Genomic DNA, 19,384 nt, shown 5'->3' with positions numbered 1-19,384 from the left:
AGATGTGTATAAGAGACAGGGTTATTTCCCAAACATCATAAAATTGTTATATAACAAGTTATTCTTTTCTTATCTTCCCTTTCTATAATTTGATAGCGAAATAACGAAATACTTAAAATTCTCTTTCGTGTTCAAATTTTCTCCTACATTCAAAATTATTATCACTAAGCTATTTTTGGAATACTATTTCAATAGTTAATCCCTTTCTCTTTTGTACGGATTATTTCTATTAAATCCTTATTATTTCTACGTTATTTCCACTTTTTTAATTTGACTAAAAATTAGAAAAACTTAAAATTTAGTATTGCATTATAGGAATCTTCCTCATAAAATAAGTGAATATAACGACGAAACAAAAAGAAATATGTCGTTTAAAACAGAAATATATAACTTTAGGGGGAATAATAATGGCTAATATTACTGAGAACAAAAACGTACAATCAGTTGACTATAATGCAATTGAAGCTATGGAATCGTTCAACAAATTCGTAAAAAAGAAAAATACCTTCCTTTTCTCTATCACTGCAGGGTTTTTATTTCTTTATATCTTACTGCCAATCCTTGCTTTCCAACCTGTACTACAACAACGAGTTGTTGGTAGTATTACGGGGGTTTGGGTTTACTCAGCAGGATTATTCATCATGACAATTGTTCTTTGTACAGTATATGTAAAAAAAGCATCTTCATTCGATAAAGCTGCAGCAGCAGTTTTAGCAGAATATCACGCGAAAGGTGGAAAATAAATGAATTTAGTATCAGTTGGTTTCTTCTTAGGCATCGTAGGCTTAACATTAGTAGTTACGTATATCGCTGCGAAGCGTACCTCTTCTGCCAGTGACTTCTATACAGCTGGTGGGGGTCTGAAGGGATGGCAAAATGGATTTGCCATTGCTGGTGATTATTTATCTGCTGCTGCTTTTCTAGGTGTTTCTGGTGCCATTGCGCTAACGGGTTTTGATGGTTTCTTCTTCTCTGTTGGTTATGTGGTAGCAAACTTAGTTCTACTATATGTAATTGCTGAACCTATGCGTAACTTAGGTCGCTATACTTTAGCGGATATGTTAACAGCTCGTTTCAATGAAAAACGAGTGCGTGGTGTTGCTGCGACAGGTACGATTATTATCGTTATTCTTTATATGATTGCACAATTAGTTGGTGCGGGTGCTTTAATCAAATTATTATTTGGTATTGAGTACTGGGTTGCGGTGTTAATTGTGGGTGTCATGATGACAACCTATGTATTATTTGGTGGTATGACTGCTACATCTTGGGTACAAATTATTAAAGCAGGACTTCTATTATTTGGTACAGGCTTATTAGCTACTCTTGTACTTATGAAATTTGATTTCTCTCTAGTAAAGATGTTCGATACAATCTCTGCCGATCACGGTGATCAATTCCTTGTGCCAGGTTTAAAATACACAAGTTCAATTGACTCTGTTTCTATGATGATGGCCCTTGTATTAGGTACATCTGGTTTGCCACATATTTTAATGCGCTTCTTCACTGTAAAAGATGCAAAAACAGCGCGTGCGTCTATTTCTTGGACAACTTGGATTACAGCTATATTCTTCTCATTAACTATTTTCCTAGGCTTCGGCGCAATGCATTTTGTAGGTCTTGATAATATTATTGCTGAAAGTAAAGCTGGTAACACAGCTGCACCACTTCTTGCTGAATTCCTTGGTGGTGACGTATTAATGTCATTCATCTGTGCGGTAGCATTTGCAACGATTTTAGCGGTAGTATCTGGTTTAGTTTTAACAGGTGCATCTGCTATTTCACATGATATTTATGGTGAAATCATGAAAGACGGTAAATTAACAGAGAAACAACAAGTTTTAGCAGCTCGTACTGGCTCTATTTCTATTGCCATTGTTTCTATTATTCTTGCGTTATTCGCACAAAGCTTAAATGTATCATTTTTAGTATCTTTTGCATTCTGTATTGGTGCATCTGCCAACCTTCCAGTTATTTTGTACACAATTTATTGGAAAAAATTCAACTCTACAGGCGCTGTGACGGCAATGGTAACGGGATTAGTATCATGCTTAATATTAGGAGCAATGGGTCCAAACGTATGGAGCCCTGTAGAAGGCGCTGCAATATTTGTTGGTAACCCACTTGTGCCACTAGCGGTTCCAGCCATTATTACCATTCCTCTTGGCTTTATTGCAGGTTATTTAGGCTCTGTTCTTTCTACTAATAAAGTATCGCAAGAAGAAGCAGAACGTATCTACAAAGAAATTCGCGTAAAAGCAAATACAGGTGTTTCAGTTTCGGATATTTCTCATTAATTTGTTGCCCTTCAATCAGCTATTTTTGAGTGGGATTTTCACCTAAAAAACTCGACTTCGGTCGGGTTTTTTTCTGTTTATTATTATAAAAAATTAAGTATTTTACTTATCGAACAATACTATTTCTTTTCCAAATATCAGAAAAAACCCATTTTTCACTAGTTGAATAGTGTTTATTTTCTCTAAAAAAAACGGTTTTTTTCTCGGTTTTGAAGCGCTGATTTTTGTCAAGAAGCTAGTAATATCTAAGTTTTGTCTATTTATCTGAATATTCCAAAACCCTTTATTTTCTAGGCTTTGTCGGGTTTTTTCTGTTTAAAGTCTATTTTTTCAAAAATTTTTTTTGCATAATTTTTCTGAAATGTATTGCAATTTTGTGAACTGTCTCATAAAATGAAGATGTGAATTCACTAAAGTAGCAAAATCAAGCGTTGAAGCAGTAAAAATAAACACAAAATGGGGAATGTTTATGGCGAACAATCAAGCAAGCAAAAGCGTCGTTATCGACTATGATGCGATTGCAAATCAAGAATCGTTTAGAGCACTTGTAAGAAAAAAGAATGCATTTCTTTGGTCAATGACTGTATTCTTCTTAGCGGCTTACATGTTGCTGCCAATTCTTACTTCGTACACAACAATCTTACACCAGAAGGCATTTGGGGAAATTACTTGGGTGTGGGTTTACGCAGCAGGATTATTCATTATGACTTGGAGCTTATGTCACTTATATGTTGCGAAAGCAAATAGTTATGACAGGGAAGCAAAAGCAATTATCGCTGAATATGAAAACGGAGGTGGCCGCCTATGAGCTTTACAGCAATATTTTTCTTCGTAGCAATTGTTGGTCTTACATTAGTAATTACATGGTGGGCATCTAAACGTACTTCATCTGCAAGTGATTTCTACACTGCAGGCGGTGGTTTAACAGGCTGGCAAAATGGACTAGCTATCGCTGGTGACTACTTATCAGCAGCTTCATTCCTTGGTATAGCTGGTGCCGTTGCATTATTTGGATTTGATGGATTCTTCTTCTCTATCGGTTATTTAGTAGCTTACTTAGTGGTACTTTATATTGTCGCTGAGCCATTACGTAACCTTGGTAAATTTACTTTAGCTGACATGATCACTGCACGTTTCGACAACGCAAAGGTTCGTGGTACAGCAGCATTAAGTACAATTACAATTGTTTTATTCTACATGATTGCACAGCTAGTTGGTGCAGGCGCACTTATTCAATTACTTCTAGGAATCGACTATTGGATTGCCGTTTTAATCGTAGGTATAATGATGACTACTTACGTTTTATTCGGCGGTATGACTGCCACTTCTTGGGTACAAATTATTAAAGCGTGTCTTCTAATGTTAGGTACAGTTATTATTTCATTCTTAGTATTAAAAGAGTTTGGTTTCAGTATTTCGACAATGTTTACTGAAATGACAACTGCAACTGAAAGTGGTGCAGCATACTTAAATCCGGGTCTAAAATATACAAACGGAATTGACACAATCTCAATGTTAATTGCCTTAGTATTAGGTACTGCGGGTCTTCCACATATCTTAATGCGTTTCTTCACTGTAAAAGATGCAAAAACAGCTCGTTCATCAGTAATTTGGGCTACTTGGATTGTAGGTCTGTTCTACGTTTTAACAATCTTCTTAGGCTTCGGTGCAGCTGCATTCGTAGGTAAAGAAGAAATTATCGCAGCAAACGCTGCAGGTAACATGGCTGCTCCACTTCTTGCAGAAGCACTTGGTGGCGACATCCTATTCTCATTCGTTTGTGCGGTAGCATTTGCTACAATTTTAGCGGTAGTAGCGGGTCTGGTACTGTCAGGTGCCTCTGCCCTATCACATGATATCTATGGTCAAATTATTAAAAAAGGGAAAATTACAGAGAAAGAGCAAGTACTTGCGGCTCGTATTGGTTCAATCACTATCTCTGTTATTTCTATCTTACTTGCACTTGGAGCACAAACATTAAACGTTGCATTCTTAGTATCACTAGCATTCTGTATTGCGGGTTCTGCAAACTTACCGGTTATTATTTACACAATTTACTGGAAGAAATTCAACACTGCTGGTGCTGTTACGGCAATGTTGACAGGTTTAATTTCAGCTTTAATCCTAGTAGCAGTATCTCCTAACGTATGGAATCCGGTGGAAGGTAAAGCGATTTTTGTTGGTGAACCGTTAATTATGTTAACAAATCCAGCATTAATCTCTGTACCTCTTGGGTTCTTAGGTGGATTAATTGGAACATTACTTTCTAAAGAATCTGACGATGCGAAATACCGTGAAGTTGATGTGAAAGCGAATACAGGTATTTCTGTACAAGACGTATCACACTAATAGTATGACAATAACCTCGTAGGCTTTTAGCTTACGAGGTTTTACTTTTTCTCCCCTATTGGGTACTATTATGGTAAAGACAGTTGGAGGTAGTTACTAATGACACAATCTGGCGCTAAAAAGAAACGAATGCATATTAAACGTACGAAAGGTAAGGATGTCGAGAAAAATCGTCAGTCTGCCACGTTCAGTACACATGAACGTGTAACAAAAACGAAACGGGAATCCATCGACCGTAATTTTACAAAGTATAAAAAGCAACAGCATGTAGACGAGTAGTCGCTCTATACGCTGTTGCTTTTTTGTGTTTTTTATAGATTATAAAAGGCTGTCGTATTTTGAGTAAGCCTATAAGCCACTTCTTGAACGGATAAACCCTTTAATGTCGCAATGACCTCTATCGATTTGTGCATCATTTGCGGGGATGTCCGTTTATTTGTAAAAGGACCTTCGAATGGCCATGGTCCATCTGTTTCCACCATTATGAGCTCAAGTGGGTACTTTTTAACCAATTGTTGAATTTCCGTTTCATACGTACAATCTGGTGTAATGGAAATAACATAACCGTTATGTATCATACGTTGAATGACCTCGTCATTGCCTTTAAACCAGTGGAAGTGTGCATGGGTTACGCCATGCTTCTCAAGGAGATCACAAGCAATTGAGGCATCTTCATAAACGGCATGTAACACAATTGGCTTTTTAAGTTCTTTCGCTAGTACGATAAATCGTTCTAATAACGAAATATAAGGTGTATAATCGACGTCATTTTCTTGCTTTAAGTAATAAGGAAGTCCTACTTCACCGACAGCTATCATCTCTTCTGCATGAAGACGAATCCAAGTGAAAAGCGCCTCTTCTTCTTCAGCACTCAGTAAAGCTTGTTCTGGATGAAAGCCATAAGCAGCTTTAACATTAGGATAGGCACGCGACAAGCTTAATGTTTTTTGACAAGAGGCTAAGTCTGTACTAACAGCCATTACATGCTTAACCTGTGCCAGTAAGAACCCAATTTCATGTTCCTCATACTGATCTAAATGAATATGCGCATCAATCAACATAAGCATCGTCCTTTTCTTCTTTTAAATAGTTAAATAACTGTTGTTTTAACGCATAAAATTTTGCACTATGTCGAATTCCCTCTGAACGAGGTCTCTCAAACGGCACGATCATTTCCTCCTTGATAGTAGCAGGACGCTTTGTTAACACGAGTATACGATCTGCTAAAAAAAGAGCTTCTTCGATATTATGTGTGACAAACAAAATCGATTTTCGGTGTTGTTCCCAAATAGATAACAGCCATGCTTGCATTTCTAGTCTTGTAAACTCATCAAGCGCTGAGAACGGTTCATCTAAGCATAAAATAGGTTTATCACTAACGATTGCTCGAATAAATGATACACGCTGCTGCATGCCTCCAGATAGTGCATTGGGATAAGCATTTTCAAACTGTGCGAGTCCTACCTTTTCTAGCCATGCCTGTGCTTGTTCGATATGTGGTTGCTGCTGTAGTTCCTCTACAATCGTGACATTCTCTAAAATCGTTCGCCAAGGGAGTAAACAGGGCTGCTGAGGCATATAGCCGATGGTTCCTCTTTTTAGCTGTATATCTTCTTCGTCTAACAAAATAGCCCCCCCATCTAAGGTGGAAATACCTCCAATTAATTGAAAGAGGGTACTTTTTCCACTACCAGACGGGCCGATAATCGCAACAAATTCACCTTCCTTTACTTCAAAGGATAAGTTGTTAATGACTTGCAGTGAGCCAAATGATTTATGAATGCCTTGAATGTTCAGCATGTAGTCCCCTCCCTTTCACAACGAGCTTTTCGAGCACACGAATGCCACTAAATAACAATAAGCTTAATAAAACGATGGCAAAAATGGCCATGAATACACGGTCCGTACGAAAAGAAGATTGTGCAAGTGTCATATAGACACCGATGCCCTTTTTAGCACCAAGCCACTCTGCAATAACAGCGCCCATAACACTATACGTAGCCGCAATCTTTATGCCTGAGAAAATAGCTGGATAGGCATAGGGCCATTCAAGTTTCCAAAATGTTTGTGCCTTGGTTGCACCAATCATCTCAAAATAATGTTTTAGCTCAGGTGAGGTTTGGCGAAATCCGTCCATAGCCGCAATAACAATTGGGAAAAAGCAAACCAGACAAATAATAATGAGTTTCGGCAACAAACCAAAGCCAAACCAGATAATTAATAGTGGCGCCAGTACAAGCACTGGTACATTTTGTGACACAATCAGAATGGGATAAAATAATTCCCGAATCATAGCCGAACGATGTAACAATACAGCAACACTTAACCCAAAGATTATCCCAATGGCAAGACCTAAAAGTGCCAACTGTACACTAGCAAAGACATGTGGTAAAAATGCTTTATAGGATTGAACTGCTTCTATTATAATGGCGCTCGGTGCAGGTAACAGCCACTGTGGAATTTGTGCAAATTGAACAATTAGTTCCCATATGAATAAGAGGAAGACGATAAAAATAATCGTCCTCCCTTTTTTTATTGCCTGAATCATGGACGATATTTCTCCGTCAACGTCCCCATCGTAATACCTGTTGGCTGATATAAAATTTTCACCTGTGTAATAACGTTTATTGCCCCAAGCTCAATCATCTTGCTATTCATTTCTTCTAGGATTTGAAGCAAAGTAGAGAGTTCACCTTCCATTGTCGTTTCCAATGGATGTACCTCATATTTTACTCCTGAAGCATCGATAACAGCGATCGCCGCGTCAACAAAAGGAATAACGTCCTCATATTTTTCAGTTTTCGGTATGATTTGTACACTGATTAATGAATTTGCCATTTACTTTGCCTCCTTAGTTGGTAAAAAATCGTTTGTAAATGCCTTTGCTGGGTTGAATTCACCTTCTAAAACATTATTACTTGTCATCCAATCAGCATAGTTTCTCCATACGGCTAATTTTTGCTCACCCCATTGTGCGGCATCATCTTGATACTTGTCTGCTAGCCATTCCTGACTTTTACGTACAAGCTCTTTATCTAAATCTGGTGCCGCTTCTAGTAGAATATCAGCTGCTTCTTTCGGTTGATTGATGGCATATTTATAGCCCTTTGCTGCGGCCGCAACAAATGCCTTTACCGTATCCGGGTTCTCCGCAATCATTTTTTCGTTTGTTGCAAGTACTGGTGTATAATAATCAAGCTGTTCACTATAGTCTGTTAAGTACAGCATGTTGAGCTTTTCACCACGCAGTTCCGCTTCTATCCCTGTCCAAGCATAGTATATCCAAGCAACATCAATGTCTTTCTGCATCATGGTAAAGAAATCTAAATCACCGGCATTGACCATATCTAATTTATTGACATCTGCATTCTCTGTTTGCATTAATGATTGCAATACTGCCTGTTCAAGAGGAGCCCCCCAACCGCCATACGTTTTTCCTTCAAAATCTTTTGGTGATGTAATACCATTCGCAGCAAGTGACGCAAAACCTGACGTATTATGTTGAATAACGGCTGCAATCGATACTAATGGTACATCCTGCACTCGTGCTTGTGTAATCGACTCTTGGTAGCTTACGCCAAACTCAGCCTTGCCAGATGCAACAAGCTGATCGGCTCCTGCATCGCCAGGTAATAGAATATCTACGTCTAAGCCCTGTTTTTCAAAGTAACCAAGCTTTTTAGCCACATAAAGTCCTGTGTGATTTGTATTAGGTGACCAGTCAAGTACGACTGATACTTTTTTTAATGAATTCGATTCTTGTTTGTCCTCTTGAGCGTTACAGCCGACTAATGTTAATAGTGCTGCAACAAGGATCAATAACCATTTCTTCATGCTGAATCCTCCCAGTAAGTAGTGTGAAAGTGTTCATGTTTGAATGCTGTCATCACCATTTGAAAAACGTACTCGTCCCTTTTATGTAAAAGGCGCTGACAATTTCGAAATGAAAGTAAGATGTGTATCTGCATTTTCAAGCGTGTTAATGCGACTCGAGCATGTTGCAGGATAACTCCAAGACATAAAAAAACGCCCAGGAGTCATCCCAGACGTTTGAAATCGGTATCAAAAAATAATAGTACTATATTTTTGAGTAGATGTTCCCTACGCTGGTACGAGCCAAATCAGGTTCAAAGGGTCAGCGTCTGAACGGACACAATCTCAGCTGGCAACTACCAGCCCCCCTACATTCTTAACATATGAACTTTTCGAGGACTATTATACCCATATCTCTAAGCAAATGACAAGGCTCTAATTACATAGAGATTTTATTGATAATTAATAAATCAAAAAAAGCCCAGTTCTCGAAAAAGAACATAGGCTTGATTGTTTAGCTATTTTTCATTTTTTGCCTTTAAAACATGGGCAATTGCACCGTCAGTAGCTATATCAACTTTAAAGGAGCCATTCGAATGACGATCTGAGCGTGTTAGCCCTTTCACATCAATCACTTCTTGCACACCCTTTTCAGTTTCCACTACAATTTGCTCTTCATCCGTAGCTCGAGTAACAGAGACGATACGGTGAGGATTTGCTTTTAACTCGGTTAATACTTTTAGCCCTCGTTTTGCACGGCTGGCTATATCTACCTCAGCGACATTCATTTTCTTCACTGCCCCACGCTGTGTCACAATCACAACATATTCCGTGTCACTTGGCTTTAATATCGTTACACCTACTAAAGCTTCGCCCTCTTTCAGCGTTATGCCTTTCACCCCTCCTGTTTTCACCCCCGTTACAGGCAATTCTTCAATTGGGAAGCGAATCGCATAGGCCGTATCTGTGATTAATAATAATTCTGCCTCGTCTGTCACAAGATCCGCAAAAATCATTTCATCGCCGGATTTGACATTCATCGTTTTAATAGGCTTAGAATAACGAGTTACCGCATAATCACTTAGCGGTGAGCGCTTAATTTGTCCATCTTTGGTCGCCGTTAAAATATAGGTATTTGGCTGTTCAAATGTTTCGAAGCCATATACCGCAATAATGGATTCATCCTCATTGGTTGGCACTATACTTGAAATATGCTGGCCAAGGTCCTTCCATCGAATATCCGGTAATTCATGCACGGGTTGATAAATATAATTGCCTCGATTTGTGAAAAGTAACACATGGTGCTGCGTATTTAAATTTTCCTCATACAATAAATAATCGGAATCCTTCATGGCGAAATCTTGACCATTGGAGGCAGCATGAGAACGTGTAGATGTACGCTTAATATAGCCATCCTTCGTTACTGTTACAACTACTTCTTCACTTGGGACAAGTACATCTAATGTTATTTTAATTTCTTCAATTTCACGTTCGATTTTTGAACGACGTGGTTCAGTAAAGCGCTTTTTAATATCGAGTAACTCTTGTTTTATGACACGCACTAGTTTTGCTTCACTATTAAGAATACCTTCAAGCTTTGCAATTAGTGCATTTAGTTCATCTTGTTCATGGCGAAGTTCTGTGATATCTGTATTCGTTAAACGGTATAATTGTAAACTTACTATCGCCTCAGATTGCACTTCTGTAAAGTCAAACTTTACTTGTAAATTCGTTTTAGCGTCACGCTTATCATTGGATGAGCGAATGGTCGCTATCACTTCATCTAAAATGGATAGCGCTTTAATAAGCCCTTCCACAATGTGAGAACGCTCTTTCGCTTTTTGTAAATCATAAATAGAGCGATTTGTGACAACTTCTTTTTGATGCGCTATGTATGCATCAAGCAGCAAGGGCAATGTCATCATCGTCGGACGTCGATTATGAATGGCAATCATATTAAAATTATAAGCTACTTGCAAATCCGTTGTTTTAAATAAGTAATGTAAAATACCTTGTCCTGGTATATCTTTTTTTAATTCGATGACAACGCGTAAGCCTGTACGATCAGATTCGTCACGGATTTCTGCAATGCCTTCAAGTCGTTTATCGACACGTTGTTCATCAATTTTCTTCACAAGATTCGCTTTATTGACATCATAGGGCAATTCGGTAATAACGATTTGCTCCTTGCCCCCTTTTAGTGGTTCAATGACAGCCTGAGCACGTACGATAATTTTACCACGCCCGGTTTCATACGCTTTTTTAATACCATCTACACCTTGTATGATGCCCCCAGTTGGGAAATCTGGCCCCTTGATGACTGTCATGAGTTCATCGACTGTTGATTTCGGGTTATCTAAACGCATTAAAACGCCATCTAAGACCTCGTTAAGCGCGTGCGGTGGAATATCAGTAGCATAACCAGCAGAAATCCCTGTCGAGCCATTGACAAGCAAATTTGGAAAGCGTGCAGGTAACACAGTAGGCTCCATATCCTGGTCATCAAAGTTTGGCACAAATTCTACAGTTTTTCTGCCAATATCCCGTAGCATCTCGGCCGCAATGGCAGAAAGTCTTGCTTCTGTATAACGCATCGCTGCAGGTGGATCTCCATCAACCGAACCGTTATTACCGTGCATTTCAATCAACATATGACGCGCTTTCCAATCCTGACTCATTCGAACCATTGCTTCATAGACAGAGCTATCACCATGTGGGTGGTAGTTACCGATAACGTTACCGACTGTTTTAGCCGACTTACGGAATGGTTTCTCATGTGTATTCCCTTCTGTATACATAGCGAATAGAATACGTCTTTGTACAGGTTTTAGACCGTCACGTGCATCAGGCAACGCGCGGTCTTGAATAATATATTTACTATAGCGACCAAAGCGGTCACCCATTACTTCTTCTAATGGTAAATCTTGAAACTTTTCCGTACTACTCATGCTTGGTCCTCCTCTTGTTGGATGAATTCATTGTCTAATATATTCGAATCATCCTCCATACCGAAGTTTACATTTGCTTCGATCCATTTACGACGTGGTTCTACCTTGTCGCCCATTAATGTTGTCACACGTCGCTCAGCCCGTGCTCCATCTTCGATCGTCACACGAATTAATGTACGTGTTTCTGGGTTCATTGTTGTATCCCACAGTTGGTCGGCATTCATCTCTCCAAGTCCTTTGTACCGTTGAAGAATATAGCCTTTCCCTACTTTTTTGATGGCATTTTGCAAGTCATTTTCAGTCCATGCATATGCAATCACCTCTTTTTTACCTGTACCCTTGGATACTTTATAAAGAGGTGGCAGTGCGATGAAAACTTTCCCTGCTTCGATTAGTGGTCGCATATAACGATAGAAGAACGTTAATAGCAATACTTGTATATGCGCACCATCTGTATCGGCATCGGTCATAATAACCACTTTATCGTAGGCTGAATCCTCAACGGAGAAATCTGTGCCAACACCAGCGCCAATCGCATGAATGATTGTTGAAATTTCTTCATTTTTCATAATGTCTTGGAGCTTGGCCTTTTCCGTGTTAATGACTTTACCTCGTAATGGTAAAATCGCTTGGAACGTACGATCTCGACCTTGTTTAGCCGAACCGCCAGCAGAATCACCTTCGACTAGATACAATTCGTTTTTAGCAGCATTTCGAGACTGAGCTGGCGTTAGCTTACCTGACAGAATGGTACTAGCTTTTTTATTTTTCTTGCCGTTACGCGCATCTTCTCGTGCTTTACGCGCCGCTTCACGCACTTGCTGAGCACGAATGGCTTTACGGACCAGAGAAGCAGAGAGCTCTGCATTTTCTTCAAGAACATATAAAATCTGCTCAGAAACTACAGAATCAACGGCTGAACGAGCTTCACTTGTACCAAGCTTGCCTTTTGTTTGCCCTTCAAATTGCAGTAAATGTTCAGGAATACGAACGGAGACAATCGCCGCTAATCCTTCACGAATATCGGTTCCTTCAAGGTTTTTATCCTTATCTTTCAGTAAGCCTATTTTTCGTGCATATTCGTTAAAAACGCGTGTCAATGCAGCTTTAGCACCGGTTTCATGTGTTCCGCCATCACGTGTACGGACGTTGTTCACGAACGACAAGATCGTTTCTGAATAGCCGTCATTGTATTGGAAGGCAAACTCTACTTCAATATCATCTTGGATACCTTCTACATACTTCACGGGATGGAGTACATCTTTTTCCTCATTCAAATACGCAACGAAAGCTTCAATGCCGTTCTCATAGTAGAAAACATCACTTTTACCTTCCTCGCGTTCATCGATTAATTCAATTTTTAAGCCTTTTAATAAAAACGCAGACTCACGTAAACGTTCTGCAAGTGTATCATAGTTGAATTTTGTGACTGAGAAAATTGTGTCATCTGGTAGGAAATGTACGTTTGTGCCTGTTTGTTTTGTTTGACCAATTTCTACAAGCGTTGTCACGGGATGGCCACCGTTTTCAAAACGTTGTTGATATTTTTTGCCATCTCGATGAATCGTTACTTCTAAAAAAGTTGACAAGGCATTTACAACAGATGAACCTACACCATGTAAACCACCACTCGTTTTATAGCCGCCTTGTCCAAATTTACCACCTGCATGAAGCACGGTAAAAATTATTTCTGGAGTAGGTTTTCCCATTTTATGCATACCTGTTGGCATTCCACGTCCAAAATCTCGAACACTTAAGCTTTGATCTTTGTGAATTGTGACAATGATATGAGAACCAAAGCCAGCGAGTGCTTCATCCACCGCATTATCCACGATTTCATAAACTAGGTGATGAAGTCCTCGGCCGTCTGTAGAACCGATATACATGCCGGGTCGTTTTCGTACCGCTTCTAATCCTTCTAATACTTGAATGGCGTCATCATTATAGACGCTAGGTGACTGTTTATTCGCCAAAAGATTCCCCTCCAAAAAACAAACGCATGTTCTGATTACGTTCTCTTCCTAATAATAATAGCATTTCCTGTCAATAGCTAGTAACAGGCACAAATAAATTTATTTTTTATATTTAAGCCTCGCTTGGAAATTAAAGATAGACTTCTATTCTACCAAAGGAATGTGTGATTGACAAAATTGCCATTTTACCTATATTTTAAAAAGAACAAAAGTTAATTTATATAGATTGTGACAAAATAACTTATCTTATTATACCTCAAGCCGATGATATACAACTTACGATTATCAAGAAATATTTTCCTTTTGTTATTGAATTCAAGGCTCGTGATGAAATCTCCTTCATGACATTGTAGAATAGTGAGAAAAAGTGTAAAATACTTATTACATACTATTAGTACCAAGTGATGTATTAAGGATGAAAGGAGTCCACCTATGCTAAATGGACTTATTATTTTATGTGCCTATCTAATCGGCTCTATACCTTCGGGGTTATGGATTGGTAAAATTTTTTATAAAACAGATATCCGCGAGCATGGTAGCGGTAACTTAGGGGCTACAAATACCTTCCGCATTTTAGGAAAAAAAGCTGGTTTAGTCGTAACGATAATGGATGTTTTAAAAGGAACAGCAGCTGTATTATTAGTGACACTACCTGTGTTTTCTGAAGTATCAATTCACTCATTGATTCTTGGTATTGTAGCAGTTTTAGGGCATATGTTCCCTGTCTTTGCCAGTTTCCGTGGAGGAAAAGCGGTTGCAACCTCTGCAGGCGTATTGCTTGGGTATACTTGGCCATTATTTATCTTACTATTTATCACGTTCTTTTTAGCGTTAAAGTTAACGAAGATTGTGAGCTTAACTTCAATGATTGCCGCTTTAGTAGCACTTATTTATGCAATCGTCTATTATTTTGTTACGGGAGATGTTGCGTTAAGTATTTTAGTAGCGTTTTTATTTAGCTTTATTGTTTATCGTCACCGTGCAAATATTTCTCGTATTAAAAATGGTACTGAACCAAAGGTGAAATGGCTGTAACGAAGAAAGGGGTACAACATGAATATCACATTAACAGACAATGCGCTGCAATGGTTTAAACGTGAGATGGAAGTTGAAACCGGCGATACAATTCGTTTTTACGCAAGATATGGAGGATCAAGTCCATTCCATGAAGGCTTTTCCCTCGGTATGACACGTGAGGAACCAATAGAGATAGGTGTACAATCGGTAATAGAGGGTATCACCTACTACATCGAAGACAAAGATTTATGGTTCTTTAATGATCACAACTTACAGGTAGATATCGATCCCGCAATGGATGAGTTAAAGTACGCATATACAAAATAAAAAAGTGTTTCCTTTCAAAAATTGAAGGGAAACACTTTTTTCTATCTTATTGATGCTTTAATTTCCAAAGTTGTTTATCTGTTAATAAATTTGCACATCCTCTTATTAGTCAATGTTTAATGATGGAGGAGGAATAAAAATGCCTAATTTTGAGAATAACGACACCTCCCGACCAAATACAACAAAGCTGCCACTATTTACTTCTCTTTCGGATAATATTCAAGCCATAATGACAACACTTGGCAATAGCGATGACATTATTGTCCGCGAAATTACTATAGGCAAAACAGCGAAACAGTCTATCGCACTTATCTTTATAGATGGCCTATCCGATACTCTTGCTATTACTGACTTTATCATGGAAACGCTTATGCTGGAATTAGAAGATATACCTGAAGTTCAATTAGGAAAAGCCAACGAATACTTAAAGAAAAATTGTTTAACCATTTGCGATGTTAGAGATATTTCAAACTATTCAACATTGTACAGTTCCATCCTTAATGGTGAAACAATTATATTATTTGATGGGTTAGTCACAGGTCTCTCAGCAAGTACAAAAGGCGCAAAAGATCGAGCGGTTGCAGAACCTTCTACCGAATCTGTTATTAGAGGACCTAGAGAATCCTTTACTGAAACACTGCGTACGAATACAGCTTTAATTCGTCGTAAGATTAAAAGCCCGAATCTTTGGATTAAAACAAAGATTATTGGAGAAGTGACACAAACCGATGTTTCTATTATGTACATCAATGGCATTGCAAATGACAAAATTGTTGATGAGGTGCTCGCCCGCTTAGATAAAATCGATATTGATGGCATATTAGAGAGCGGTTATATCGAGGATTTTATCCAGGATTCTAAATTTTCTATGTTCCCTTTGATCTATAACTCAGAACGTCCTGATGTAATTGCCGGTGAGTTACTAGAAGGAAAAGTGGCAATTTTAGTGGATGGCACACCTTTTGTCCTCATTGTGCCCGCGTTATTTACATCGTTTTTACAATCAGCTGAAGATTATTACCAGCATTGGACGATTAGTTCACTTATACGCATGTTAAGATTTTTCGGTATTAGTCTAGCTCTAGTAGCACCTTCCCTTTATGTGGCGATTACTACCTTTCATCAAGAAATGTTACCTACGCCCATGTTGATTAGTATTGCTTCACAGCGAGAGGGTGTTCCCTTTCCTGCAGTCGTCGAGGCACTCATCATGGAAATCGCCTTTGAAGTATTAAGAGAAGCGGGTCTTCGAATGCCTCGAACCATTGGACCAGCAGTATCCATTGTAGGCACACTCGTTATAGGACAGGCTGCTGTTGAAGCCGGAGTTGTTTCTGCCGTAATGGTTATTATTGTGGCATTAACAGCTATTTGTAGTTTTTTGTTCCCTGCTTATGGCTTGTCTAACACTGTTCGTGTCTTACGCTTCCCACTAATGATTTTTGCAGCAATGTTTGGGTTATTTGGGGTAATGTTTGGCATTATGATCATTATCCTTCACCTATGTAGTTTACGCTCATTCGGCGTGCCATATCTGAGTCCTTTTGCGCCATTAATTCTTAAAGACCAAAAAGATGCAATGGTATTGTTTCCGCGTAGTTCTTTATTATCACGACCTCGTTTAGTAAGTAAAAATAATACTACTCGCGGACATAAATATAGTGCTTACAAAAAGAGAAATACCGATTAACCTGCAAATGAGGAAGTCAAATATGCCAAAAATAAAGACTTTATTTTTACTATGCATGCTTACTTTATTATTAAGTGGTTGCTGGAGTAAACGGGAGTTAAATGAATTAGCCATTGTCGTTGCATTAGGGGTTGACAAAGTAGACGATGAATATGAAATATCTGTTCAAGTGGTCGATCCTAGTGAGATTTCAACCAAACAACCTTCAAGTGGTCGATCACCGGTTGTGACCTACCATGCCAAAGGCAAAACTGCTTTTGAAGCGATTAGAAAAATGACAACCTTGACACCAAGAAAGGCCTATTTTGCGCATCTGCAAGTAGTCGTTTTAGGGGAACAATTAGCCGCTGATGGCATAAATGATACATTAGATTTTATCGCACGTGACCATGAGTTTAGAAACGATTTTGATGTTATTGTCTCCCATAAATCAACTGCAAAAGAAGTGTTAAATGTCCTAACACCCATCGAAAAAATACCAGCAAATAAAATGCTAAATTCTATCAAAGTCTCACAAAAGGCTTGGGGCTCTACATTATCTGTTAGTATAGATGAATTAGTGAATACGCTTAGCAGTAATACAAAAAGTGCTGTTTTAACAGCGATTGAAATAGAGGGAGATACAAAATTAGGTATTAATCAAACCAATGTCCAACGTATTAAAACGCCCGTCATCTTGAATTATATCGGTTTAGCAGTATTTAAAAAGGATAAATTAGTGGGAATTTTAACAGAAGAAGAAAGTAGAAGCTTTAATTTTTTAAATGGAAAAATTGATAGCACGGTTGAAATTATTGCTTGCCCAAAACAAGGAAAATTAACAACGGAAATTACAAATTCTACAACAAAGGTTACAGGACAATTTAAAAATAGCACACCACAAATTAACGTTCAAATTGATGTAGAACAAAATGTTGGTGAGGTCGAATGCGATATTAATCTAACAGAAAACAAAACGATTCAGTACATTAATAACAAAACGGCAGAATTAATCAAAGATCACATTCAAAAAACACTTAAAACGATTCAACAAAATTATCAGTTAGACATTTTAGGATTTGGTGAAGTCCTTCATCGGGAAGATACGAAAAAATGGAATGAAATTCAAGATGATTGGTCAACAATATTTCCAGAGTTGGCTGTCAAAGTCGACGTTCGTGTGGCTACACAAGGTTTAGGGACTATGCAAAATTCATTATTACACAAAGAAAAGGAGTAATAATCGATGTTTAAAACGCTAGGCATATTAATTTGTGCTTCCCTTATTGCATATTTTGTCCTCCCACCGCTAATGAAAAAACGTGAAACGAAAACCATTATTGCATTTTCAATTTTATTAGTAATTGGAACAGCTTTAAATATTGCCCTTACTTTAAATGTGCCCTTACCGAGTCCAGCAGACTGGATTGCTTTTATTTTTAAACCCATCAGAGAGTCAATCATTCGACTGTTCCAATAAATATTACTCATTGAAAAGAGAGGGTGGTTGTTTATGGAAAAACAAATAATCAGTGCAAGGCAATTTACAATCATTACCCTTCTCTACTCAATCGGTACAGGTATATTGATTATTCCAGCGAGTATTTCAAAAGACGTAAAGCAAGATGCGTGGATCGTGGCAACGATAGGTGTTATTTTAAGCTTATTACTCGTCAAACTTTTCATTTCTGTAGCCACTAGGACCCCTACTTTAACTTTTGTGGAGGCTAATGAAAAAATATTAGGTAAATTCATCGGTAAATTTACGGCCATTGGTTTTATCATACTTACCTTTCTTTCAGCAGGCGAATTATTATATTTCATTGGGATTTTCATGAAAACGGAAGTAATGCCTGAGACACCGACCATGTCATTCGCGCTTCTATTCAGTATCATTATTATATTTGCTACATACTTAGGGATAGAAGTCTTTGCACGTTCAGCTGAAATACTATTTCCTTTGTTCATGTTTATTTTTATTGTATTTGTTTTCTGTATCTCTCCAGAGGTTAAGATCGAAAATATTCAGCCGGTTTTAGAAGCCAGTTCCAAATCATTGGTTGCTAGTATCATTTCATTTATGAGTATTTTTTCATTTCCAATGGTTGTGCTACTAATGATTTTCCCCTCTGCTATTAATGTGCATAAATCAGCTCAAAAAGGATTTTATATTGGCACAATTATTGGTGGTGTAGTGCTGATTACGATTGTTACTTTATCTATACTTGTCCTTGGTCCAACAAATACATCTCAACGTGCATATCCAAGCTACGCACTAGCTCAAAGAATATCCATAGGGAATTTTTTACAAAGAATTGAGATTGTAATGGCATTCATGTGGATTTGCTCTATTTATATTCGAACATTTATGTACTTTTATGCCTCTGTCATTGGCATTGCACAAATTCTGAAAATAAAAGATCATCGTCCGTTAATTTTACCACTCGGAATGATTATCATTGTACTTTCACAAATTGTACATCCCAATATTGTTCATTCTAATAATTACAATAAGGAAGTCTGGCCACTTTTTTCATCAGTGATCGCCATTCTACTGCCATTACTATTACTTTTTATCGCTAAATTTCGAAAAATTAAGCCACAAGAAACCGACAACCAATCGAAAAATGAAAGTCCACCATAATTGCTTTTCATGTCTCCAACAATTTATCTGCCCTCCCTAGTTCTCTATTGCAACATATTTTGCGCTGCTCTCGAGATTATCGGTGACATTGTAGATTTTGATAAACCGTAATCGAGCGTCTTTTTGGGGTTAACTGCTTTTAGGATAGCTGAAAGTTTTGTTTTAATAAAAATGACCATCTTCTCAAACGTCCATAAGAAAAGAAAGCCCGAGTGCTCAGTTTGAACTGCACCCCGTCAAGTAGACAGTGGAAATAATAAAAAATGTATTAAGCGGCTTGAGCCCTGAATTCTAAAGGACTCAAGCCGTTTAATCGTTTCTGGTAGCGATAATGATTATAAAAATGA

The 19,384-nt window shown here is 38.1% G+C and carries 18 protein-coding genes and 1 riboswitch; of the genes, 11 read left to right on the top strand and 7 right to left on the bottom strand.

Annotated elements, in window-relative coordinates; all coding sequences use genetic code 11:
- The first annotated feature begins 407 nt into the window (after positions 1–407).
- From C9J35_RS21785 to brfA, 5 genes are all read left to right on the top strand, one after another.
- A complete protein-coding gene (locus tag C9J35_RS21785; protein ID WP_107926889.1) occupies positions 408–743 on the top strand; it encodes a DUF485 domain-containing protein in 336 nt (111 codons plus the stop codon).
- Positions 744–2,297, top strand: coding sequence for a solute symporter family protein (locus C9J35_RS21780; protein ID WP_107926887.1), 1,554 nt, complete (start codon positions 744–746; stop codon positions 2,295–2,297).
- A gap of 469 nt (positions 2,298–2,766) precedes the next feature.
- Positions 2,767–3,105 (top strand): DUF485 domain-containing protein, encoded by a 339-nt coding sequence (locus C9J35_RS21775; RefSeq protein ID WP_107926885.1) that lies wholly within the window; start codon positions 2,767–2,769, stop codon positions 3,103–3,105.
- Complete coding sequence (locus C9J35_RS21770) at positions 3,102–4,646, top strand: solute symporter family protein (protein WP_107926883.1); 1,545 nt, start codon at positions 3,102–3,104, stop codon at positions 4,644–4,646. Before C9J35_RS21775 ends, C9J35_RS21770 begins: the two co-directional genes overlap by 4 nt.
- Positions 4,647–4,745: 99 nt before the next feature.
- Complete coding sequence (gene brfA, locus C9J35_RS21765) at positions 4,746–4,925, top strand: ribosome rescue factor BrfA (protein ID WP_054768419.1); 180 nt, start codon at positions 4,746–4,748, stop codon at positions 4,923–4,925.
- 32 nt (positions 4,926–4,957) lie between these two features.
- Here brfA and C9J35_RS21760 read toward each other — a convergent pair whose 3' ends face one another.
- The 7 genes from C9J35_RS21760 to parE form a co-directional block, all read right to left on the bottom strand.
- The gene (locus C9J35_RS21760; protein ID WP_107926880.1) at positions 4,958–5,707 is read right to left on the bottom strand and encodes a TatD family hydrolase; all 750 of its coding nucleotides are present in this window, start codon (positions 5,705–5,707) and stop codon (positions 4,958–4,960) included.
- Complete coding sequence (locus tag C9J35_RS21755; protein WP_107926878.1) at positions 5,697–6,446, bottom strand: ABC transporter ATP-binding protein; 750 nt, start codon at positions 6,444–6,446, stop codon at positions 5,697–5,699. Before C9J35_RS21755 ends, C9J35_RS21760 begins: the two co-directional genes overlap by 11 nt.
- Complete coding sequence (locus C9J35_RS21750) at positions 6,421–7,194, bottom strand: ABC transporter permease (RefSeq protein ID WP_107926876.1); 774 nt, start codon at positions 7,192–7,194, stop codon at positions 6,421–6,423. Before C9J35_RS21750 ends, C9J35_RS21755 begins: the two co-directional genes overlap by 26 nt.
- Positions 7,191–7,484 (bottom strand): thiamine-binding protein, encoded by a 294-nt coding sequence (locus C9J35_RS21745; protein WP_054768421.1) that lies wholly within the window; start codon positions 7,482–7,484, stop codon positions 7,191–7,193. Before C9J35_RS21745 ends, C9J35_RS21750 begins: the two co-directional genes overlap by 4 nt.
- Entirely contained in the window at positions 7,485–8,480 is a 996-nt protein-coding gene (locus C9J35_RS21740; RefSeq protein ID WP_107926874.1) for an ABC transporter substrate-binding protein, read from the bottom strand.
- 247 nt (positions 8,481–8,727) lie between these two features.
- A riboswitch (TPP riboswitch) is annotated at positions 8,728–8,839 on the bottom strand.
- A 138-nt stretch (positions 8,840–8,977) separates the two neighbouring features.
- Positions 8,978–11,407 (bottom strand): DNA topoisomerase IV subunit A, encoded by a 2,430-nt coding sequence (gene parC, locus C9J35_RS21735; protein ID WP_107926872.1) that lies wholly within the window; start codon positions 11,405–11,407, stop codon positions 8,978–8,980.
- Positions 11,404–13,380, bottom strand: coding sequence for a DNA topoisomerase IV subunit B (gene parE, locus C9J35_RS21730; RefSeq protein WP_107926870.1), 1,977 nt, complete (start codon positions 13,378–13,380; stop codon positions 11,404–11,406). Before parE ends, parC begins: the two co-directional genes overlap by 4 nt.
- Positions 13,381–13,812: 432 nt before the next feature.
- Here parE and plsY point away from each other — a divergent pair, with 432 nt between their 5' ends.
- From plsY to C9J35_RS21700, 6 genes are all read left to right on the top strand, one after another.
- On the top strand, positions 13,813–14,415 hold the full coding sequence (gene plsY, locus C9J35_RS21725) for a glycerol-3-phosphate 1-O-acyltransferase PlsY (RefSeq protein WP_107926868.1): 603 nt from the start codon (positions 13,813–13,815) through the stop codon (positions 14,413–14,415).
- Between the two features lie 18 nt (positions 14,416–14,433).
- Positions 14,434–14,724 carry a HesB/YadR/YfhF family protein gene (locus tag C9J35_RS21720; RefSeq protein ID WP_054768422.1) on the top strand — a complete coding sequence of 97 codons (291 nt, stop codon included), beginning with the start codon at positions 14,434–14,436 and terminating at the stop codon, positions 14,722–14,724.
- Between the two features lie 139 nt (positions 14,725–14,863).
- Positions 14,864–16,414, top strand: a complete 1,551-nt coding sequence (locus tag C9J35_RS21715) for a spore germination protein (RefSeq protein ID WP_054768423.1) — start codon at positions 14,864–14,866, stop codon at positions 16,412–16,414.
- Between the two features lie 22 nt (positions 16,415–16,436).
- Positions 16,437–17,633, top strand: a complete 1,197-nt coding sequence (locus C9J35_RS21710) for a Ger(x)C family spore germination protein (RefSeq protein ID WP_107926866.1) — start codon at positions 16,437–16,439, stop codon at positions 17,631–17,633.
- Positions 17,634–17,639: 6 nt separating this feature from the next.
- On the top strand, positions 17,640–17,873 hold the full coding sequence (locus C9J35_RS21705; protein WP_107926864.1) for a hypothetical protein: 234 nt from the start codon (positions 17,640–17,642) through the stop codon (positions 17,871–17,873).
- 33 nt (positions 17,874–17,906) lie between these two features.
- Entirely contained in the window at positions 17,907–19,037 is a 1,131-nt protein-coding gene (locus tag C9J35_RS21700) for a GerAB/ArcD/ProY family transporter (RefSeq protein WP_107926862.1), read from the top strand.
- The last annotated feature ends 347 nt before the right edge of the window (positions 19,038–19,384 follow it).

The organism is Lysinibacillus parviboronicapiens (assembly GCF_003049575.1).
Taxonomy (GTDB): Bacteria; Bacillota; Bacilli; order Bacillales_A; family Planococcaceae; genus Lysinibacillus; species Lysinibacillus parviboronicapiens.
The sequence above is the reverse complement of the archived record's forward strand: the minus strand, read 5'-3'. Positions and strand labels throughout refer to the sequence as shown.

Excerpts from the sequence above, each read along its gene's own strand:
- brfA (WP_054768419.1), top strand. The coding sequence starts at position 4,746 with ATGACACAATCTGGCGCTAAAAAGAAACGAATGCATATTAAACGTACG.
- C9J35_RS21770 (WP_107926883.1), top strand. The coding sequence starts at position 3,102 with ATGAGCTTTACAGCAATATTTTTCTTCGTAGCAATTGTTGGTCTTACA.
- parC (WP_107926872.1), bottom strand. The coding sequence starts at position 11,407 with ATGAGTAGTACGGAAAAGTTTCAAGATTTACCATTAGAAGAAGTAATG.
- C9J35_RS21760 (WP_107926880.1), bottom strand. The coding sequence starts at position 5,707 with ATGTTGATTGATGCGCATATTCATTTAGATCAGTATGAGGAACATGAA.
- C9J35_RS21785 (WP_107926889.1), top strand. The coding sequence starts at position 408 with ATGGCTAATATTACTGAGAACAAAAACGTACAATCAGTTGACTATAAT.
- C9J35_RS21700 (WP_107926862.1), top strand. The coding sequence starts at position 17,907 with ATGGAAAAACAAATAATCAGTGCAAGGCAATTTACAATCATTACCCTT.
- C9J35_RS21710 (WP_107926866.1), top strand. The coding sequence starts at position 16,437 with ATGCCAAAAATAAAGACTTTATTTTTACTATGCATGCTTACTTTATTA.
- C9J35_RS21745 (WP_054768421.1), bottom strand. The coding sequence starts at position 7,484 with ATGGCAAATTCATTAATCAGTGTACAAATCATACCGAAAACTGAAAAA.
- C9J35_RS21750 (WP_107926876.1), bottom strand. The coding sequence starts at position 7,194 with ATGATTCAGGCAATAAAAAAAGGGAGGACGATTATTTTTATCGTCTTC.
- C9J35_RS21775 (WP_107926885.1), top strand. The coding sequence starts at position 2,767 with ATGGCGAACAATCAAGCAAGCAAAAGCGTCGTTATCGACTATGATGCG.
- C9J35_RS21755 (WP_107926878.1), bottom strand. The coding sequence starts at position 6,446 with ATGCTGAACATTCAAGGCATTCATAAATCATTTGGCTCACTGCAAGTC.
- C9J35_RS21720 (WP_054768422.1), top strand. The coding sequence starts at position 14,434 with ATGAATATCACATTAACAGACAATGCGCTGCAATGGTTTAAACGTGAG.
- plsY (WP_107926868.1), top strand. The coding sequence starts at position 13,813 with ATGCTAAATGGACTTATTATTTTATGTGCCTATCTAATCGGCTCTATA.
- C9J35_RS21715 (WP_054768423.1), top strand. The coding sequence starts at position 14,864 with ATGCCTAATTTTGAGAATAACGACACCTCCCGACCAAATACAACAAAG.
- C9J35_RS21780 (WP_107926887.1), top strand. The coding sequence starts at position 744 with ATGAATTTAGTATCAGTTGGTTTCTTCTTAGGCATCGTAGGCTTAACA.
- C9J35_RS21740 (WP_107926874.1), bottom strand. The coding sequence starts at position 8,480 with ATGAAGAAATGGTTATTGATCCTTGTTGCAGCACTATTAACATTAGTC.
- C9J35_RS21705 (WP_107926864.1), top strand. The coding sequence starts at position 17,640 with ATGTTTAAAACGCTAGGCATATTAATTTGTGCTTCCCTTATTGCATAT.